This window comes from Arthrobacter sp. NPDC057388 (assembly GCF_042668165.1).
Taxonomy (GTDB): domain Bacteria; phylum Actinomycetota; class Actinomycetes; order Actinomycetales; family Micrococcaceae; genus Arthrobacter.
On record NZ_JBHVBL010000019.1, the window covers coordinates 40,709 to 59,295 of the forward strand.

Below are 18,587 nucleotides of genomic sequence, written 5' to 3' on the forward strand. Positions count from 1 at the left end.
GGTTGAGCTGCACACCCGCAATCGGGGCGCGCGACACGATCACGACTAAGGAGACAACGCATGGTTTTTGGGCGGGGCAGGAAAGCCAGGAAGCAGGAAGCGGCGGAACCGGAGGACGTCCAGGAGGACGCCACGCAGGATCCGGCTGAGAATGCTGCGGACGACCGCAGGGCCAACGGCCCCTTTGACGTCTCCGAGATCAGCAGCCGCGACGGCTACGTGGACCTCGGCGCCCTGCTCATTGCCCCGCGCGACGGACTCCAGCTCCGCCTTGAAGTCGAGGAAGCAACCCAGCGCGTCGTCGCCGTGACCATGGACCTGGAAGGTTCAAGCCTGCAGCTGCAGGCCTTTGCCGCGCCGCGCTCCGAGGGGCTCTGGGACGAGATCCGGGAGCAGATCGGGCAGTCCGTCGGCGGCCAGGGCGGCCAGGTCGAGGAGATCCCGGGCGACTACGGCGTTGAACTCATTGCCAAGCTGCCGGCGGGCGCCCCGGACGGCAGCCAGGGATACCGGGTGGCCCGCTTCGTCGGCGTCGACGGTCCCCGCTGGTTCCTTCGCGGCGTTTTCGGCGGCGAGGCCGCACTGGACCGTGAAGCGGCCGCCGGCCTCGAGGAACTGTTCCGGAAGATCGTGGTCATCCGGGGTGAGAACCCCATGCCGCCCCGCGACCTGCTGCAGCTGCGCCTGCCCAAGGATGCTGCCGGACCCGTGCCGCCTGCGGCACCGGACTTCCAGCAGCCCGAGCGCGGGCCGGAGATCACCCAGATTGGTTGACACCGGCGGCCCGCAGGACCAGGCGGTACCCATCCGCGGGCTGCCGGAGCGCGGGCGCGTCCTGTGCCACGGATCTATCGAGTCGGTGACCTTCGCGCCCCCGTCACAGGTGGCGGCCTTCACGGTGATCGTCTCCGACCACGACACCCTTCCTGCTGAACAGCGCGGGCGGCTGCGCGTCATCTGGCTGGGCCGCCGCCGGATTCCGGGAATCGAAGCCGGGGCCGAACTCAAACTCGAAGGCATGCTGACCGTCAAGGACGGGATGCCCACCATGTTCAACCCCCGCTACGAGATACTGTCCCGCCAGGAGAACCAATGACTTTGCCTGAAAACCCCGACTCGGGACCGGGCCGCGAAGAATCCAAGCCCGCGCCGGAGAACCCCGGTTTTGCCGGGCTGGCCGAAGACTACGCTTCCAAGGCCGGGCTCCACCGTACGCATGACGGACGCATCGATGTCCTGAAAAGCGCGGGCGGTTACCAGGGCATCGCCGAAAGCATCCTGCCCGGCCTGGTCTTCCTGGTCGCCTTCACCGCCACCGGCGCCTTGACGGCGTCGCTCATTGCTGCCCTGGGCGCGGCCGCCGTCTTTACCGTGATCCGGCTCGTGCAGCGCCGGCCGCTGACGCAGGCGCTGGCCGGCGTCGTAGGTGTGGGCATCTCGGCGTGGTTTGCCAACACCACAGGCAAGGCTGAGGACTTTTACCTGCCCGGATTCCTGACGAACGCGGCCTACATTGTGGCGATGGTCATTTCCATCGCTGTCCGCTGGCCGATCGCGGGCCTGCTGTTCGGGTTTATCCGGAATGAGGGCCTGGACTGGCGCAAGGACCCGGACCGCGTCCGCGCCTACCGGCTGGGCACCTGGATCATTGTCGGTGTGCTGGCACTGCGCCTGCTCGTGCAGGTTCCCCTGTACCTGATGGGGCCGGACGGGCTGGCGGCCCTGGCAACCACCAGGCTCATCATGGGTGCACCGCTGTATATCCTCGGCGTGTGGCTCGCCTGGCTCATCACCCGGCCCGCAGCGACGCCAGAGGGTCAGCCGTCGAAGCCGTCGTCGTCCAGCTGATCTGACTGGCCGGGCTGGTCTCCCGCTGCCGGTGCCGCAACGGACTCCTGCCCCCCACCAACACGGGGTGACAGCAGTTCGCGGAGCTGGTTTTCGGCCGCGATAGTGGTGACGAAAAACAGTTCGTCGCCGCCATCGATGACGTCGTCCCGGCTTGGCGTAATGGGTGCCTGGTCCCGCAGGATGGCCACCAGCGTGGAGTCCTCCGGCCAATCAATGTCGCCTACGGTGAGCCCGATGGCGTGCGAGTCATGAGGCACCGTGAACTCGACGAGGGATGAGACGCCCGTCTGCAGGGTCAGCAGCCTGACGAGGTCGCCGATCTCCACGGCTTCTTCCACCAGGGCCGTCATGAGCTGCGGCGTATTCACGGCAACGTCCACGCCCCACGCATCGTTGAACATCCAGTCGTTCTTCGGGTTGTTGACGCGTCCCACGGTCCGCCCGATGCCGAATTCGGTCTTCGCCAGCAGGGAGACCACCAGGTTCACCTTGTCGTCACCTGTAGCGGAAACCACCACGTCCGCGTCCTCGAGATTCGCGTCCTGGAGGGTGCTCAGTTCGCACGCGTCGCCGACCAGCCAGTGCGCCCCACGCAGGCCGCTGCGGCCGATGACTTCGGGCTTGAGGTCGATGAGCAGGATCTCGTGTTTGTGGGACAGCAGTTCACGGGCAATCGAGGAGCCAACGCTTCCGGCCCCGACGATGACGACTTTCACTCAGGACTCCTTGGCGGGTGCTTTGGCGAGGATATGGGCCACTTCGGAGGTACGGTCCACCCGCAGCATGGCGTGTACCGTGTCGCCGTCCTGGTAGGACGTGCCCGCCGAGGGCAGCATCCCTTCGCCGAACCGGGTCAGGTAGGCGACCCGGACGTCGGCCACCTTCTCAATGGAGGACACCGGGTGGCCCACCCAATCCGGGTGCAGGTCGAGTTCGGCCAGCACGAGGCGGCCGGAAGGGTCGCGGAAGTCCCCGGCAAGGTGCTGCTCGGGAAGGATCCGGCGCAGGACCTGGTCCGCGCTCCAGCGCACTGCGGCCACGGTGGGAATGCCGAGGCGCTGGTAGATTTCGGCGCGGCCGGGATCATAGATGCGCGCCACCACGTGCGGAACGTGGAATGTCTCGCGTGCCACCCTCGTGGCCAGGATGTTGGAGTTGTCGCCGCTGGAGACCGCCGCAAAGGCATAGGCCTCCGCGACGCCTGCCTGCTTCAGGGTGTCGCGGTCGAAGCCGACGCCGGTGACTTTCCGGCCGGTGAAGCCCGTACGGAGGCGGCGGAAAGCGCGGTCGTCCTGGTCGATGATGGCTACCGAATGGCCCGCATCTTCGAGCGTGTGCGCCAAGGTGGCCCCAACGCGTCCACAACCCATGATCACGAAGTGCGCCACGCGTTTCTCTCCTCAACTCTTGCCGACTGCTCCGTAAGACTCTACCGCCGAAACCTGCCATGACATCGCGTGCGAATCAGACTAGCTTTGTGTGGTGCTGACAATTCTGAATGCCGTGAAGCGCGTGCTGGTGGGAAGGCCTTTCCGGAACGACAGGATGGCCCACACGCTCCTGCCGAAGAGGATCGCGCTGCCCATCTTCGCATCGGATGCACTGTCCTCGGTCGCTTACGCCCCGGATGAAATTCTCCTCACGCTGGCCCTGGCCGGCGTGAGCGCGGTGGCCATTTCCCCGCTCGTGGGGCTCGCCGTCATGGTGGTCCTGCTCACGGTGGTGGCGTCCTACCGGCAGAACGTCCACGCTTACCCGTCCGGCGGCGGCGACTACGAGATCGCCAATGAGAACCTGGGCAAGTATGCGGGCCTGACCGTGGCGTCGGCGCTGCTCGTGGACTACGTCCTGACCGTTGCCGTGTCCATGTCATCGGCGGCCACGTACCTCACCACCGCTATTCCGTCGCTGCACGGACAGCAGGCCATGATCGCCACGATCGGCGTCATCATCCTGGCTCTCGTCAACCTGCGCGGCATCAAGGAAGCCGGCACCGTCTTCGCGGTTCCGACGTACATCTTCATGGCGTCCATCCTGGGCATGACCGCCGTCGGCATCTTCCAGGCGGCCACCGGCCAGCTGGGCCAGGCGCCGTCGGCCGCCTTCACCATCATCCCCACGCCGGACTTCGACGAGGGCCTCGTGGGCCTCGCCGGCGCGTTCCTGCTGCTGCGCGCCTTTTCCTCCGGCGCCGCCGCGCTGACCGGTGTGGAAGCGATCAGCAACGGGGTGCCGAACTTCCAGAAGCCGAAGAGCAAGAACGCCGCCACCACGCTGCTGCTGCTGGGCATCATCGCCTCGGCCATGCTGGCCGGCATCATCTACCTGGCCAACGCCACCAAGGTCCACATCGTCCTGGACCCGGCCACCGAGTTTCTGCTCAACGGACAGCCGCTGCCGGAGGGCTACATCCAGAATCCGGCCATCAGCCAGATTGCGCAGACCATCTTCGGCGCCGGATCCATACCGTTCTACATCGTGGTGGCGGCCACCGGCGTCATCCTGGTGTTTGCCTCGAACACCGCCTTCAACGGCTTTCCGGTGCTGGGCTCCATCCTCGCCCAGGACGGCTACCTGCCCCGGCAGCTGCGCACCCGCGGCGACAGGCTCGCCTTCAGCAACGGTGTGCTGGCCCTGGCAGCCGGCGCGCTGGTGCTCATCCTGTCCTTCAACGCGGATGTGACCAAACTCATCCAGCTGTACATCGTGGGTGTTTTCATCTCCTTCACGGCCAGCCAGCTGGGCATGGTCCGGCACTGGGGCCGCGAGCTCAAGCTGGCCAAGGACAAGGCGGTCCGGCGCCGGATCATCAAGTCACGCACCATCAACATGACGGGCTTCGGCATGACCGCCCTGGTGCTGGTGATCGTGCTGATCACCAAGTTTGAGCAGGGCGCCTGGATCGCCCTGCTGGCCATGTTCGTCCTGTTCCTCATCATGTGGAGCATCCGCGCCCACTACGACAACGTGGCCAAGGAACTTGCAGTGGACGAGGATTCCTCGCCGCGCGCCCTTCCCACCCGCGTGCACGCCGTGCTGCTGGTGTCCCACGTCCGCAAGCCGGTGCTCCGCGCGCTGGCCTATGCGCGGGCTTCCCGTCCGTCCCGGCTGGATGCCATCACGGTGGACATCAACGCCGAGGACACGGCCCACACTCTTGCTGACTGGGAGAAACTCCAGATCCCGGTTCCGCTGACCATCCTCGCCAGCCCCTACCGCGAGACGGTCACGCCCATCATGGACTACATCAAGAACATGCGCCGGGACTCGCCCCGGGACCTGATCGTGGTGTACATCCCCGAGTACGTGGTGGGCAAATGGTGGGAACAGCTGGTCCACAACCAGACAGCCCTCCGCATCAAGACCCGGCTCCACTTCGAGCCGGGCGTCATGGTTGCCAGCGTTCCCTGGCAGCTCAAATCATCCGAAGAAGCCAAGAGACTGCAGGACATTCAATGAGCCCGGACACCCAGACCACTTCCACCGGACTCGAACTCGTGGTCGACATCGGCCCTGTGGCCCACGGCGGGCACTGCGTTGCCCGCCACGAGGGGCGCGTGGTCTTCGTGCGCCATGGCATCCCGGGGGAGCGGGTGCGTGTCCGGCTCACCGACGCCGAAGAGAAGGCCAAGTTCTGGCGCGGGGACGTGGTGGAGGTGCTGGATGCCTCGCCCGACCGCGTGCCGCACTTCTGGCGGACCGCCGATTCCGCCGGGTCCTGGGCGCACGGCCGCCCGCCGGTGGGGGGCGCCGAACTGGGCCACATATCGCTGCAGCGCCAGCGGAGCCTTAAGTCCGAGGTGCTGGCCGAGCAGCTGCGGCGGCTGGCCGCCGTCGAACTCTCTCCGGAAGTGGAAGCGGTAGGGGAGGCGAAAGCCGGAACCCAGGACAGTGCCGGAACCCGGGAAAGTGCCGGAACGAACGACGGCGGGACGGGGCTTGGGTGGCGCACGCGCGCCAGCTTCGGCGTCACCGGCAGCGGCCGGCTGGGCATGCACGCCCACCGCTCCGACCAGGTGATTCCCGTCCGGGAGATGCCGCTGGCCATCGACGCGATCAACTCACTGCGTCTTTGGGATGTGGACCTGCAGGGCATCGAGCGGGTGGAGGTGGCCGCGCCGGCCAACGGCTCGCGGCCGCTGGTACTGCTCGCGCCCGCGGACGGGACACGCGCCAAACGGCTGAACGCCATCCTGTCCCAGCTCCCGGCGGACGTGTCCGTTGCCAGCTACGACCCCCTCAAGAATGAAACCCTGCAGCTCCGCGGCCGGACCTGGGTGCAGGAATCGGCGGCCGGCCACGACTACCGGGTCACGGGCGCGGGCTTCTGGCAGATCCACCGGGACGCTCCGGAGACCCTGGTGGGGGCCGTCACGGAATTCCTGCACGACGGCGGGTTCCTGGAACCCGGCGCTGCGGTCGCCGACCTCTACGCCGGTGCGGGCCTGTTCACCGCCCCGCTGGCTGACGCGGTGGGGGAGACCGGGTCGGTGCTGTCGGTGGAGGGGGCCCCGGGAACCAGCCGGGATGCCCGGAAAAACCTGCACGGCGCACCGCAGGTGGAGATCGTGCAGGGCAAGGTGGAACGCGTGCTCCGGCAGCGGCCCCGCCAGTTCGACGCCCTGGTGCTGGACCCGCCGCGTGCCGGCGCGGGCAAGGCCGTGGTCAGCCAGCTGATCGACTCCAACCCCCGTGCCATCGCCTACGTTTCCTGCGATCCGTCGTCGTTCGCACGTGACATCGGTTACTTCCAGCAGGGCGGCTGGCAGCTGTCCGGGCTCCGGGCTTTCGACCTGTACCCGCACACCCACCACCTCGAGACGGTGGCACTGCTGACTCCCCGCGGCTGATGCCACTACTATGGGCCGTGTAGTCCCCGTCGCGCCCGTGTTCCCGGCTGATCATGCAGTTTGTTGCGACAGGCACTAATTAGGGTGCCCTAACTAGCAAGCGGTCTACCGCGCGACAAAGATGAAACTGTTGCGAGAGGAGTCCTGCGATGAGCACTGTGGACAGCTTCGGTTCAAAAGGCAAACTTGATGTTGCCGGAACCGAATACGAAATTTTCCGGTTGAACTCCGTTGAAGGTTCAGAAACCCTTCCGTTCAGCCTTAAGGTACTGCTTGAAAACCTGCTGAGGACCGAGGACGGCGCGAACATCACCGCCGATCACGTTCGCGCACTGGCAGGATGGGACCCGAATGCCCAGCCCGACACCGAAATCCAGTTCACGCCCGCCCGCGTGATCATGCAGGACTTCACTGGTGTCCCCTGCGTGGTTGACCTTGCCACCATGCGCGAGGCAGTCAAGGAGCTCGGCGGCGATCCAAAGAGGGTGAACCCGCTTGCTCCGGCCGAGATGGTCATCGACCACTCCGTCCAGATCGACGTTTTCGGCAACTCCGGCGCACTGGAGCGCAACATGGAGATCGAATACCAGCGCAACGGTGAGCGCTACCAGTTCCTGCGCTGGGGCCAGACCGCGTTCGACGACTTCAAGGTCGTCCCGCCGGGAACCGGCATCGTGCACCAGGTCAACATCGAATACCTGGCCCGCACCGTCATGACCCGCGAAGTCAACGGCTCCCTGCGCGCCTACCCCGACACCTGCGTCGGCACCGACTCCCACACCACCATGGTCAACGGCCTGGGCGTGCTCGGCTGGGGCGTCGGCGGCATCGAAGCCGAGGCTGCCATGCTGGGCCAGCCGGTCTCCATGCTGATCCCGCGCGTCGTCGGCTTCAAGCTCAGCGGCAGCATCCCTGCCGGTGCCACCGCCACCGACGTCGTCCTCACCATCACCGAGATGCTGCGCAAGCACGGCGTCGTCGGCAAGTTCGTGGAGTTCTACGGCGAAGGCGTTGCCGAGGTTCCGCTGGCCAACCGCGCCACCATCGGCAACATGAGCCCGGAGTTCGGCTCCACGGCCGCCATGTTCCCGATCGACGACGTCACCCTCGACTACCTGCGCCTCACTGGCCGTCCCGAGGAGAACGTTGCACTGGTTGAGGCCTACGCCAAGGAACAGGGCCTCTGGCACGATCCGTCCCGCGAGCTGCGCTTCTCCGAGTACCTCGAGCTGGACCTCTCCACCGTGGTTCCGTCGATTGCCGGCCCGAAGCGTCCGCAGGACCGGATCGAGCTGACCGACGCCAAGGACGAGTTCCGCCACGACCTCAAGAACTACGTCACCCACGACGCTGACGCCGGCACGCTGGACGAGTCGCTGGAGGAATCCTTCCCGGCTTCCGACCCGCCCTCCTTCACCACCGGCGGCACCCACGTGACCGACACCGACCGCGTGCCGCCAAAGTACTCGGCCGCGCACGGCGCCGAAGGCCGCATCTCCAGCCCCGTCTCCGTGAAGATGGAAGACGGCCGCGAGTTCGACCTCGACCACGGTGCAGTGACCATCGCCTCGATCACCTCGTGCACCAACACGTCCAACCCCTCGGTCATGCTCGCCGCCGCCGTGCTGGCCCGCAACGCCGTGAACAAGGGCCTCACCGCCAAGCCGTGGGTCAAGACCTCCGTCGCCCCCGGCTCCAAGGTGGTCACCGACTACTACGAAAAGTCGGGCCTCACCCCGTACCTGGAGAAGCTGGGCTTCTACATCGTGGGCTACGGCTGCGCCACCTGCATCGGCAACTCCGGCCCGCTGGAAGCCGAGATTTCCGAGGCCATCCAGGCCAACGACCTCGCTGTCAGTGCGGTGCTTTCCGGTAACCGCAACTTCGAAGGCCGTATCAACCCGGACGTCAAGATGAACTACCTGGCCTCCCCGCCGCTGGTCATCGCGTACGCCCTGGCCGGTTCCATGGACTTCGACTTCGACACCGATGCCCTGGGCAAGGACGAAGCAGGCAACGACGTCTTCCTGAAGGACATCTGGCCCAATCCGGTCGAGGTCCAGGAAGTCATCGACTCCTCCATTGACAAGGAGATGTTCGCCAAGGGCTACGAGGGCGTCTTCGAGGGCGACGACCGCTGGAAGGCGCTCGACACCCCGGCCGGCGACACCTTCGCCTGGGATGAGAAGTCCACGTACGTCCGGAAGCCCCCGTACTTCGAGGGCATGAAGACCCAGCCGGAACCGGTCCAGGACATCACCGGTGCCCGCGTGCTGCTCAAGCTCGGCGACTCCGTCACCACCGACCACATCTCCCCGGCCGGTTCGTTCAAGTCGGACACCCCGGCCGGCCAGTACCTGCTGGCCAACGGCGTGGAGCGCAAGGACTTCAACTCCTACGGCTCGCGCCGTGGCAACCACGAGGTCATGATCCGCGGCACGTTCGCGAACATCCGCATCAAGAACCAGCTCCTGGACGGCGTGGAGGGCGGCTTCACCCGCGACTTCACCCAGGCCGACGGCCCGCAGGCCTACGTCTACGACGCCGCCCAGAACTATCAGGCAGCCGGCACCCCGCTGGTGGTCCTGGCAGGCAAGGAGTACGGCTCCGGTTCGTCCCGTGACTGGGCCGCCAAGGGCACGGCACTGCTGGGCGTCAAGGCCGTCATCGCCGAGAGCTACGAGCGCATCCACCGCTCGAACCTGATCGGCATGGGCGTTCTTCCGCTGCAGTTCCCGGCCGGCGAGTCCGCTGCCACGCTGGGCCTGACGGGCACCGAAACCTTCGCTGTGGAGGGCGTCACCGCCCTGAACGAAGGCACCACGCCCAAGACCCTCAAGGTCACCGCCACGGCAGAGGACGGCTCCGCCAAGTCCTTCGACGCAGTGCTCCGCATCGACACCCCGGGTGAAGCGGACTACTACCGCAACGGCGGCATCCTGCAGTACGTTCTGCGCCAGATCTCCGCTAACTAGCGGGTTCATGCCGGGCTGACCCCGGCAGGCAGCGCGGGGAAGCCCCGGCCGGTCATCTGACCGGCCGGGGCTTCCTGCATTGCTGGCGGCCCTGATCGCCGGCGCTGCCGGGGTATCCGCGCAGAGGCGTTAGAGTTAATGGGCATGTCTACCAGCCGAAGGAGGGGCCGTTGGGAATCTTGGAGACCATCCGGAATCCGCAGGACCTGAGCAAGTTGTCCGCGGCGCAGCTGGACCAGCTGGCCGCCGAGATCAGGGAGTTCCTGATCGGCAACGTCTCCCAGACCGGAGGGCACCTGGGTCCCAACCTCGGCGTCGTTGAACTGACCATGGCGGTGCACCGGATCTTCGATTCGCCGCGCGACAGCATCGTCTTCGACACCGGCCACCAGTCATACGTGCACAAGCTCCTCACCGGGCGGCAGGACTTCAGCACCCTGCGCCAGCAGGGCGGCCTGTCCGGCTACCCCGACCGTGCCGAGTCCGAGCACGACATCGTCGAAAGCTCGCACGCGTCATCCTCGCTCTCCTGGGCGGACGGCATTTCCCGGGCGCGGCAGCTGACCGGTGACGGTGACCGGTACGTCGTCGCCATCGCCGGTGACGGTGCACTTACCGGCGGCATGGCCTGGGAAGCCATCAACAACATCGCGGCGGACAAGAAGCGGCGCGTCGTCATTGTCGTGAACGACAACGGCCGCTCCTACGCCCCCACCGTCGGCGGCTTTGCCGACTACCTGGCGTCCCTGCGCCCCACCATCGACTCCCTCCGCACCGCGCCCGCCTACGAGGTTGCCCTGGACTGGTGGAAGAAGAAGCTGCAGAACGGCGGCCCCATGGGCCAGTTCACCTACAAGAGCCTGCACGCCATGAAGAAGGGCATCAAGGACTGGTGGGCCCCGCAGGGCATGTTCGAGGACCTCGGCATGAAATACATCGGTCCCGTGGACGGGCACAACCTCCAGGCAATGGAGCACGCGCTGGCCACGGCCAAGAACTTTGCCGGCCCCGTGATCGTGCACGCCATGACCGAGAAGGGCCACGGGTACGCCCCGGCCCGTGCGCATGAAGCGGACCAGTTCCACGCCGTGGGAATCATCGATCCCGAGACGGGCGAGCCGGCGGATGCCGGCGGGGCGAAGTCGTGGACGTCGGTCTTCGCCGATGAAATCGCCGACATCGCGGACGAGCGCAAGGATATTGTCGGCATCACCGGTGCCATGCTCATCCCCGTTGGGCTGCACAAGTTTGCGGCCCGCTACCCGGAACGCGTGTTCGACGTCGGCATCGCCGAACAGCATGCCCTCACCTCCGCGGCGGGCATGGCTTTCGGCGGGCTGCACCCCGTGGTCGCCGTCTACGCCACCTTCCTCAACCGCGCCTTCGACCAGCTCCTCATGGACGTTGCCCTGCACAAGGCGGGCGTCACCGTTGTCCTGGACCGTGCCGGCGTCACCGGTCCCGACGGCGCGAGCCACCACGGGATGTGGGACATGGCCATGGTCCAGATCGTCCCCGGGCTGCACCTCGCCGCGCCGCGCGACGCCACCAGGCTGCGTGAGGAACTCCGCGAGGCCGTGGCCATCGAGGACGCGCCCACGGTCATCCGCTATTCCAAGGGAACCGTAGGCGCCGAGGTTGAGGCCATTGAACGGCTTGATGACGGCGTTGACGTGCTGTCCCGCCGCCCCTCCGGATCCACCGAGAACGATGTGCTGATCGTCAGCGTGGGCGCCATGTCCGAACTCGCGTTGAACGTCGCCAACCGGCTGGGCGCCCAGGGCATCAGCTCCACTGTTGTTGATCCCCGGTGGGTGCTCCCGGTCCGGAAGTCGATCATCGCCCTGGCGGCACGGCACCGCCTCGTCATCTGCATCGAGGACGGCGTCCGGGCCGGGGGAGTCGGCTCCAGGATCCGCCAGGAGATGCGTGCCGCCGGAGTGGACACCGCCCTTAACGAGGTGGGTCTGCCGGTGGAATTCCTGGACCACGGCAGCCGCAGCCAGGTACTGGAGCGGGTGGGCCTCACTGCCCAGCAGATCACCCACGACGTCGTGGCCCAGGTCCTTGGAACCAAGGTCCCCTTCGCGCGTCCGCTGCCCGGCCAAGAGCATCCCACAACCGGAAGCCTGCCCAAGCTGTGAGGGAGCCCGATTCCCTGCCGCCTGTATCCCTGCAACCCGGTGAACTGGTGGTGTCCCGGAACCGCAAATGGGACGGCACCGCACACTGGGTGGTGCCCGGGAGGTACCTTGGCGAGGACCGGCACGGCTGGTGGGTCTTCCAGCCGGCCAACGAGTTCTGCTCGCGTCCCGGGGCCGCCTTCTACACCGCATCCGACGCCGTGCTCCTCGTTCCGCGGACCGGCGAGTACGTGGTCACCTTCTACGACGACACCTACCCGGGGGACTTCCGCGTGTACGTCGACCTCGCCACCGGCCATGAATGGCGCAGGATCAGGCCGGGCGTCACTGAATTCCACGTCATCGACATGGACCTCGACGTGATCCGCTCGGTGACCCGCGGCGTGTTCGTCGACGACGAGGACGAGTTCGCCGAGCACCGGCTTCGCATGGAGTACCCTGAGACGCTGGTGCGCTCCATGCAGGCGGAGTGCGACGCCCTGTTCCTTGCCGTCAAGGGCCAGGAAGCCCCCTTCGACGGCACCGACACCACCTGGTTCACGAAAGGACGGGCATGAGCGGAATTATCCGGGTCTACAAGCGCGACGATGAGGGAACGCTCCTCTTTCGCGAAGCCTGGTACGACGAGGACTACAGCCAGTTCGTCATGAACCACGGCGCCGTCGGCCACCAGAGCAAGACCCAGGAGACCGACGTGCCGGACGCCGAGGCCGCCGAACGCCTGATGGACGCGTTCGAAATGGCCTGCACCGAGGACGGCTACGCAGAGATCCCGGACGAGGAGCAGTACTGGGTGGTGGCGCAGTACGCGCTTAAGACCAGGGAGGGCACCAGCCGGGACCGCTACCTGGAGGAAAAGGCGAAGGACGCGCTTGCCGGCCATCTGGCGTGGCGCGGCCTGGGCGTCGTGGACCGCTCAGAATTCAGTGACGCCAAACTGAACATCTTCTGCCTCTGCCCGGACGTGAACAAGGCCGTGAACGCGATCAAGGTCTGCATCCGCGGCGAGGACCTGGACTTCACCAAGCTCAGCATCGGCGCCGCCCCGTTCAGCGACCCCTCAGCCCTCAAGCTCAAGCACTCACCCAAGCAGGTGACGGGCTTCACCCTCTAGCACCGCCCCGCCACATCACGCTTCACCTCCAAACGCAGTCCAAGCACCAGGAAGGCAGAACGTCATGACAAAGAAGTCAGCCCGGCCCGGCCACACCCCGCTTCCCCGGGGCCTCGCCTCGCCCGACCGCAGGATCCTTGCCCACTCCGGCGTCGAGTCCCTGGAACAGCTGGCAGAGTTCGGCCGCCGCCAACTGGCGGCGCTTCCCGGGATCTGCCCGCGGACCCTGGCCCAGCTCCAGGACGCGCTGGAGGAGCACGGCCTGGAGTTCGCCTCCGCCTAAACCGGCTTTCCGGCCCGGCCTGGCCTGTCCAGGCCGGAAAGACGAGCCCGTGCGCCGTTATAGGGTGATTCCATGACTGAATACCGCCGTCTTGGAAAATCCGGACTGACCGTCTCCGTCGTGGGGCTTGGGTGCAACAACCTGGGCCGGGCAAACACGGTGACTGAATCGCAGGAGGGGACGGACGCCGTCGTGCATGCCGCCCTGGACGCCGGCGTGACGCTCTTCGACGTCGCCGACACCTACGGCCGGGAACCGGGACTGAGCGAAACGATGCTGGGCAAAGCCCTGGGGGCACGGCGCGATGACGTCGTGGTGGCCACCAAGTTCGGCATGGACATGCGTGGAGCCAACGGTGAGGACTTCGGCGCCCGCGGTTCTCGCCGTTACATTGTCCGGGCCGCGGAAGCTTCCCTGCGCCGGCTCGGCACCGACTACATCGACCTGTACCAGTTCCACACGCCCGACCCCCTGACGCCGATCGAGGAGACCCTCGACGCGCTGAATGATCTCGTCACCAGCGGCAAGGTGCGCTACATCGGCCATTCCAACCGGGCCGGCTGGCAGATCGCGGAGGCCGAATTCGTGGCCCGGGCCCGCGGAGGAGCGCGGTTTGTCTCCGCGCAGAACCACTACAACCTCCTGGACCGCCGCGCCGAGCAGGAGGTGACCCCCGCTGCCGAGGCGTACGGGCTGGGCGTGCTGCCCTACTTCCCGCTGGCGAACGGCCTCCTGACCGGCAAGTACGCTCCGGACCAGGCCCCCGAAGGGTCCCGCCTCAGCCACACGCGCACCAACCTGGTGCACGACGCCGACTGGCAGCAGCTGAAGGCCTTCAGTGCCTTCGCCGCCGCGCGCGACCTGACCGAAGTGCAGGTGGCCTTTTCCTGGCTTGCGGCCCAGCCCTCCGTCAGCAGCGTGATCGCAGGCGCCACCCGTCCGGAGCAGGTCCGGCAGAACGCCGGGGCGGTTGCCTGGGTACCGGGCCAGGCCGAACTCGATGAACTGGATGCCATTTTCCCGCAGACCCCCAAGGTGGCCCTGTTCTGATGCCGTCCATCCTGATGGATGTGGACACGGGGATCGACGACGCCCTCGCCCTGGTCTATCTGCTGTCCCGGCCGGAGGTCCGGATCGGGGCCATCACCTGTACCGCGGGAAACGTGGGCGCCCGCCAGGTGGCTCTGAACAACCTCGCCCTGCTGGAACTCTGCGGCCGGGCAGGCATCGAAGTTGCGGTGGGCGCGGAGGTGCCGCTGCAGATTCCGCTGGTGACCACCGAGGAAACCCACGGCCCACAGGGGATCGGCTATGCCGAGCTCCCGCCGCCGGAGCAGGAGATCTCACCCCGGCATGCGGTGGACGTATGGGTGGAAACCGCCCGGGCACATCCCGGGGAGATCACCGGGCTTGTCACCGGGCCGCTGACCAACTTCGCGCTGGCGCTCCGGGCGGAGCCGGAGCTTCCCAGGCTGCTCAAGGGGCTGGTCATCATGGGCGGCTGCTTCAACTACCAGGGCAACACAACACCGACGGCGGAGTGGAACGTTTCCGTGGACCCGCACGCGACCGCGGAAGTCTTCGCCGCCTACAGCGGGCTTCCGGAGGAGAACCTTCCGCTTGTGTGCGCCCTTGAGACCACCGAACGCATTGAGCTGCGCCCCGAGCACCTGCGGCGGCTCGCCGAGGCGGCCGGAGCAAAACCGGAACTTGTGCTGCCCGAAGACCCGGAAGGGCAGCGCAGCAGTTCGGACAACCCCCTGGTGGCATGCCTGTCCGATTCCATCCGCTTCTACATGGAGTTCCACCGGCTCTACGACCAGGGCTACATCGCGCACATGCACGATGCCTTCGCCGCCGCTGCGGCCATCGGCCGGACCCCGTACGGCGCCCGGCCGGCCACGGTGCACGTGGAAACGGAGTCGCCCCGCCTCGTGGGGACCACCGTCGCCGACTTCCGCGGCATCTGGAAAGAGCCGCCCAATGCCCGGATCGTCACGTCCAACAATCCCGCCCAGTGCTTCGACGAGCTGATTTCCTCGGTGGGCGCGCTGGCCGCCGAGGTGGGGAAACGTTCGTAGCGGTAGGATGGTAGCCGCGCCAAGGTGACATAGGCGCCCCCTTCCGCACACGCGGAACATCACGCCACGGGTGCGGGACCCGCCGTTTTCAGCTTAAGGATCCACCATGTCACAGCCGTCCCTGACACTTCCTCCGGCCGACCGGAAGACCGCCCGCCGGCGCAGGCTCCTCGAACTGCTCGGTGCGGCCTCCATCGCCGCAACGTTCATTTTCCTGGTCCTCACCCAGCCTGCAGACATTGCGGGCGGACTCGGCAGCGTTTCCTCGCTCGTCGCGCTGGGCGGCTTCCTCCTGGGCGCCCTCCTGCTGATCGTGGGCGTGCTTCCCACGCTGCCCACCTCCACCGTGGTGCTCATCCCGGTGGCCCTCGTCCTGAACATCGTGCTGGGACAGCTCATGGGCACCAGCGGGCTGCCCTTCTACCTCGACTCCATCGGCACCGTGCTCATCGCGGTCCTCGCCGGCCCCGCCGCCGGCGCCGCCACCGGAGCACTGAGCAGCATTGTGTGGTCGTTCTTCAACCCCACAGTCCTGCCCTTCGCTGCCGGTGCCGCGCTGATCGGCTTCCTGGCCGGGGTGGCCGCACGCTACGGGCTGTTCCGCCGGTTCTATCTGGCCCCCGTGGCAGGCTTCGTCACCGGCATCATCGCCGGCGTGGTGTCCGCACCGATCGCCGCGTTCGTCTTCGGCGGCACGTCCGGCGCCGGCACCGGTGCGATCGTCAGCGCCTTCCGCGCCATGGGAGACACCCTGCTGGCCGCGATCACCAAGCAGGCCCTGATTTCCGACCCCATGGACAAGGCCATCGTTTTCGCCATCGCTGCCATGCTGGTCTACGCCCTGCCCCGGCGCACCACGTTCCAGTTCCCGTTCGTCCGCCGCTTCCGCGTCCTGGCCGGCAAGGAGCCGGCAGCGCGCAATTCCTGACGCCGGAATCCCCCTCCAGGTGGCCGCACGCCTCAATCCGCTGACCACGCTCACCGCGGCAGCCGCCGTCCTGGTGATGACGACGGCGGCCGCCAACTGGGTGGTATCACTCACCGTGGCTGCCGGGGCAGTGCTGCTTGCCGGCGCTGCCGGGACGGCGCGGCGGGTCCTCGTGGCGGCTGCCGCCGTCGTCCTGCCTTTCTGGCTTTCACTGCTGCTCATTCATGGCTTCTTCTTTCCTGAGGGACGCACCGTATTGGCCGGCTGGGGTCCGGTGCGGGTCACTGCCGAGGGGCTGGCCCTCGCGCTGGAGATGGGTCTCCGCACCGCCGCCTTCGTCCTGGTGCTGATGCTGTTTTCCTTCAGCGTCCGGGTCCCCGAGCTGGTGGCCGCCCTGACTGCCCGCCGTGTACCGCCGCAGGTGGGGTATGTGCTGGCGTCCACACTGCTGCTTGCCCCGCTGGTCGCCGCGCGGCTGGACAAGGTGCGGCAGGCGCAGGAATCGCGGGGACTTGTGGTGGGACGGAGACCTGGCAGCAGGGCCGCAGCCATCCGGCTGCAGATGGTTCCGCTGGTACTCGGTCTGGTCCACGATGCCGGCAGCAGGGCGCAGGCCCTTGATGCCAGGGGGTTCCGGAGCCCGGGACCGAGGACCAGCTACACGGAGGTCCGCGATTCGGCCGGCCAGGCGGCCTTCCGCTGGGTGGCCATCCTGCTTGCCCTGGCGGCCGTGGGCTGGCGGATCGTTGATTCGCTGTCGGGCGGGTCCCTGGGTGTCGGCGGTGCTGCATGATCCCGGACAGGACTGGCGGAACCACATTGCTGGCCTCCATCGCCTCGTTCGCCTATCACGGTGACACCGGCCCGGCCCTGCACGGAGTGGAGGTGGCTGCCGCGCCCGGCACGCTGACGGCGGTGCTGGGCGGTTCCGGCAGCGGAAAATCCACATTGGGACAGCTTCTTGGAGCCTGGCTCCTGGCCGGCCGCGACGGGACGCTGGCAGGGAGCCTGCAGCTGGAGGTGGCCGGGCAACCGGCCGGCGGCGGTTCGCTGTCCTTTGCCGGGGTGCCCGGGGATCCGCGGATTGATCCAGGGGCGTGGGCGCGGCACGTCGGCTATGTGCCGCAGGACGCCGCCTCCATGCTGTCCGCCGTCCGGGGGACTGTGGAGGAGGAGCTCGCCTTTACCTTGGAAAACCGCGGAGTCCCGCGGGAGCAGATGGTGCGGACCGTCGCCGGTGTTGCCCGCCGGACGGGACTCGAGGCGCTCCTGCAGCGGGACCCGGCAACCCTGTCAGGGGGAGAGCTCCGCCGCCTGGCTGTTGGCTGCGCCGTGGTGGACGATCCCGGCGTCCTGGTCCTCGACGAACCGCTCGAGTCCCTCGACCAGGCCGGCATCCGGACAGTCGTGGAACTGGTCCGTAGCGAGCTTGCCCGGGGGGCCGCGGTCATAGTGCTGAGCCAGCACGCGGATGTGCTGACCTGCGCCGCGGAGCACTGGCTGGTACTGGAGGACGGGAAGGTGACGGCTGCGGGAGCGCCGTCCCGGGTACTGAAGGAAGGGGCGCTGGCTGAGTCCGGCGTCGTCATCGCGTCGCCGGAGCCGGAGGCGGCAGATCATGCAGCGGCCCGGCTCTCCGGTCCGAAGGCTGCCGCGGGAAGCACCCCGGCTTTGGAACTGGCGAACGTGGCCTTTGGTTTCGGAGCGGCTTCCAGCTTGAGGACGGGGCAGACGCCGTCGGCAGGCCACCTGCTCCTGAAGGATGTTGACCTCCAGGTCATGCCCGGGGAAGTCGTGGCTGTGACCGGGCCCAACGGTGCCGGCAAATCCACGCTGCTCCGGCTCTTCAATGGCCTCCACCGCCCGCTTCGGGGTGACGTGCGGGTGGCGGGCGGGTCCATTGGGGGTGTTCCCACCGGGCTGGTGGCCCGGCGGCTGGGGCTCCTGTTCCAGCACCCCCATGACCAGCTGTTTGAGCGGACTGTGCTGCGGGAGGTGATGTTCGGGCTGGACCGCATCTTTGGTGCCGGCGCGCCGGAGCGCGCGTCTGCAGCCATGGCCGCCGTCGGCCTTGCGGACAGCGGAAGCATCCACCCGCATGAGCTGCCGGCCTCCGGGCAGAGGCTGCTGGCGCTGGCCACCGTTCTTGCGCGCGAACCGTCGGTGCTCGCGCTCGATGAACCCACGGTAGCCTTGGACGCCCACGGCCTCGCGCATCTGGCTGCCGCCGTGTCAGCGGCAGCCGGCCGCGGCGCCGCCGTCGTCATGGTCACGCACGACGTCGCCTTCGCTAAAGCCAACGCCCACAGATTACTCAGGCTCGACGGCGGCCGCCTCCGCCCGGAGTAGAGCGCGGGTCCG

Annotated in this window: 17 protein-coding genes; 15 read left to right on the top strand and 2 right to left on the bottom strand. The window is 67.4% G+C overall.

The window, feature by feature from the left end; genetic code table 11:
* Window positions 1–60: 60 nt before the first annotated feature.
* From ACFUTU_RS11165 to ACFUTU_RS11175, 3 genes are read left to right on the top strand one after another with little or no spacing between them, the layout of a single operon-like run.
* Window positions 61–774: a DUF3710 domain-containing protein gene (locus tag ACFUTU_RS11165; protein WP_377964160.1), complete on the top strand. Its 714-nt coding sequence runs from the start codon at window positions 61–63 to the stop codon at window positions 772–774.
* On the top strand, window positions 767–1,096 hold the full coding sequence (locus ACFUTU_RS11170) for a hypothetical protein (protein ID WP_377964162.1): 330 nt from the start codon (window positions 767–769) through the stop codon (window positions 1,094–1,096). Before ACFUTU_RS11165 ends, ACFUTU_RS11170 begins: the two co-directional genes overlap by 8 nt.
* Window positions 1,093–1,848 (top strand): DUF3159 domain-containing protein, encoded by a 756-nt coding sequence (locus tag ACFUTU_RS11175; protein ID WP_377964164.1) that lies wholly within the window; start codon window positions 1,093–1,095, stop codon window positions 1,846–1,848. Before ACFUTU_RS11170 ends, ACFUTU_RS11175 begins: the two co-directional genes overlap by 4 nt.
* Here ACFUTU_RS11175 and ACFUTU_RS11180 read toward each other — a convergent pair.
* Both ACFUTU_RS11180 and ACFUTU_RS11185 read right to left on the bottom strand, forming a co-directional pair.
* Entirely contained in the window at window positions 1,818–2,567 is a 750-nt protein-coding gene (locus tag ACFUTU_RS11180) for a potassium channel family protein (protein WP_377964166.1), read from the bottom strand. The genes ACFUTU_RS11175 and ACFUTU_RS11180 overlap by 31 nt on opposite strands.
* The gene (locus ACFUTU_RS11185) at window positions 2,568–3,239 is read right to left on the bottom strand and encodes a potassium channel family protein (RefSeq protein ID WP_377964168.1); all 672 of its coding nucleotides are present in this window, start codon (window positions 3,237–3,239) and stop codon (window positions 2,568–2,570) included.
* 94 nt (window positions 3,240–3,333) lie between these two features.
* On the opposite strand from ACFUTU_RS11185, the gene ACFUTU_RS11190 reads away from it, so the two are divergent.
* The 12 genes from ACFUTU_RS11190 (at window position 3,334) to ACFUTU_RS11245 (ending at window position 18,575) form a co-directional block, all read left to right on the top strand.
* Window positions 3,334–5,310, top strand: coding sequence for an APC family permease (locus ACFUTU_RS11190; protein WP_377964170.1), 1,977 nt, complete (start codon window positions 3,334–3,336; stop codon window positions 5,308–5,310).
* A complete protein-coding gene (locus ACFUTU_RS11195; RefSeq protein WP_377964172.1) occupies window positions 5,307–6,701 on the top strand; it encodes a class I SAM-dependent RNA methyltransferase in 1,395 nt (464 codons plus the stop codon). Before ACFUTU_RS11190 ends, ACFUTU_RS11195 begins: the two co-directional genes overlap by 4 nt.
* 149 nt (window positions 6,702–6,850) lie before the next feature.
* Window positions 6,851–9,676 carry an aconitate hydratase gene (locus ACFUTU_RS11200; RefSeq protein ID WP_377964174.1) on the top strand — a complete coding sequence of 942 codons (2,826 nt, stop codon included), beginning with the start codon at window positions 6,851–6,853 and terminating at the stop codon, window positions 9,674–9,676.
* A 170-nt stretch (window positions 9,677–9,846) separates the two neighbouring features.
* Complete coding sequence (gene dxs, locus ACFUTU_RS11205) at window positions 9,847–11,820, top strand: 1-deoxy-D-xylulose-5-phosphate synthase (protein WP_377964176.1); 1,974 nt, start codon at window positions 9,847–9,849, stop codon at window positions 11,818–11,820.
* Window positions 11,817–12,377, top strand: coding sequence for a DUF402 domain-containing protein (locus tag ACFUTU_RS11210; RefSeq protein ID WP_377964178.1), 561 nt, complete (start codon window positions 11,817–11,819; stop codon window positions 12,375–12,377). Before dxs ends, ACFUTU_RS11210 begins: the two co-directional genes overlap by 4 nt.
* A complete protein-coding gene (locus ACFUTU_RS11215) occupies window positions 12,374–12,934 on the top strand; it encodes a hypothetical protein (protein ID WP_377964180.1) in 561 nt (186 codons plus the stop codon). The genes ACFUTU_RS11210 and ACFUTU_RS11215 overlap by 4 nt, the downstream gene beginning before the upstream one ends.
* Before the next feature lie 64 nt (window positions 12,935–12,998).
* Window positions 12,999–13,217, top strand: a complete 219-nt coding sequence (locus ACFUTU_RS11220) for a hypothetical protein (RefSeq protein WP_377964182.1) — start codon at window positions 12,999–13,001, stop codon at window positions 13,215–13,217.
* Between the two features lie 72 nt (window positions 13,218–13,289).
* Window positions 13,290–14,267 carry an aldo/keto reductase gene (locus ACFUTU_RS11225; RefSeq protein ID WP_377964184.1) on the top strand — a complete coding sequence of 326 codons (978 nt, stop codon included), beginning with the start codon at window positions 13,290–13,292 and terminating at the stop codon, window positions 14,265–14,267.
* Window positions 14,267–15,298, top strand: coding sequence for a nucleoside hydrolase (locus ACFUTU_RS11230; protein WP_377964186.1), 1,032 nt, complete (start codon window positions 14,267–14,269; stop codon window positions 15,296–15,298). Before ACFUTU_RS11225 ends, ACFUTU_RS11230 begins: the two co-directional genes overlap by 1 nt.
* Before the next feature lie 106 nt (window positions 15,299–15,404).
* Complete coding sequence (locus ACFUTU_RS11235; protein ID WP_377964188.1) at window positions 15,405–16,226, top strand: ECF transporter S component; 822 nt, start codon at window positions 15,405–15,407, stop codon at window positions 16,224–16,226.
* Between the two features lie 19 nt (window positions 16,227–16,245).
* Window positions 16,246–17,019 (top strand): energy-coupling factor transporter transmembrane component T family protein, encoded by a 774-nt coding sequence (locus tag ACFUTU_RS11240; RefSeq protein WP_377964190.1) that lies wholly within the window; start codon window positions 16,246–16,248, stop codon window positions 17,017–17,019.
* Entirely contained in the window at window positions 17,016–18,575 is a 1,560-nt protein-coding gene (locus tag ACFUTU_RS11245) for an ABC transporter ATP-binding protein (protein WP_377964192.1), read from the top strand. The genes ACFUTU_RS11240 and ACFUTU_RS11245 overlap by 4 nt, the downstream gene beginning before the upstream one ends.
* Window positions 18,576–18,587: the final 12 nt, after the last annotated feature.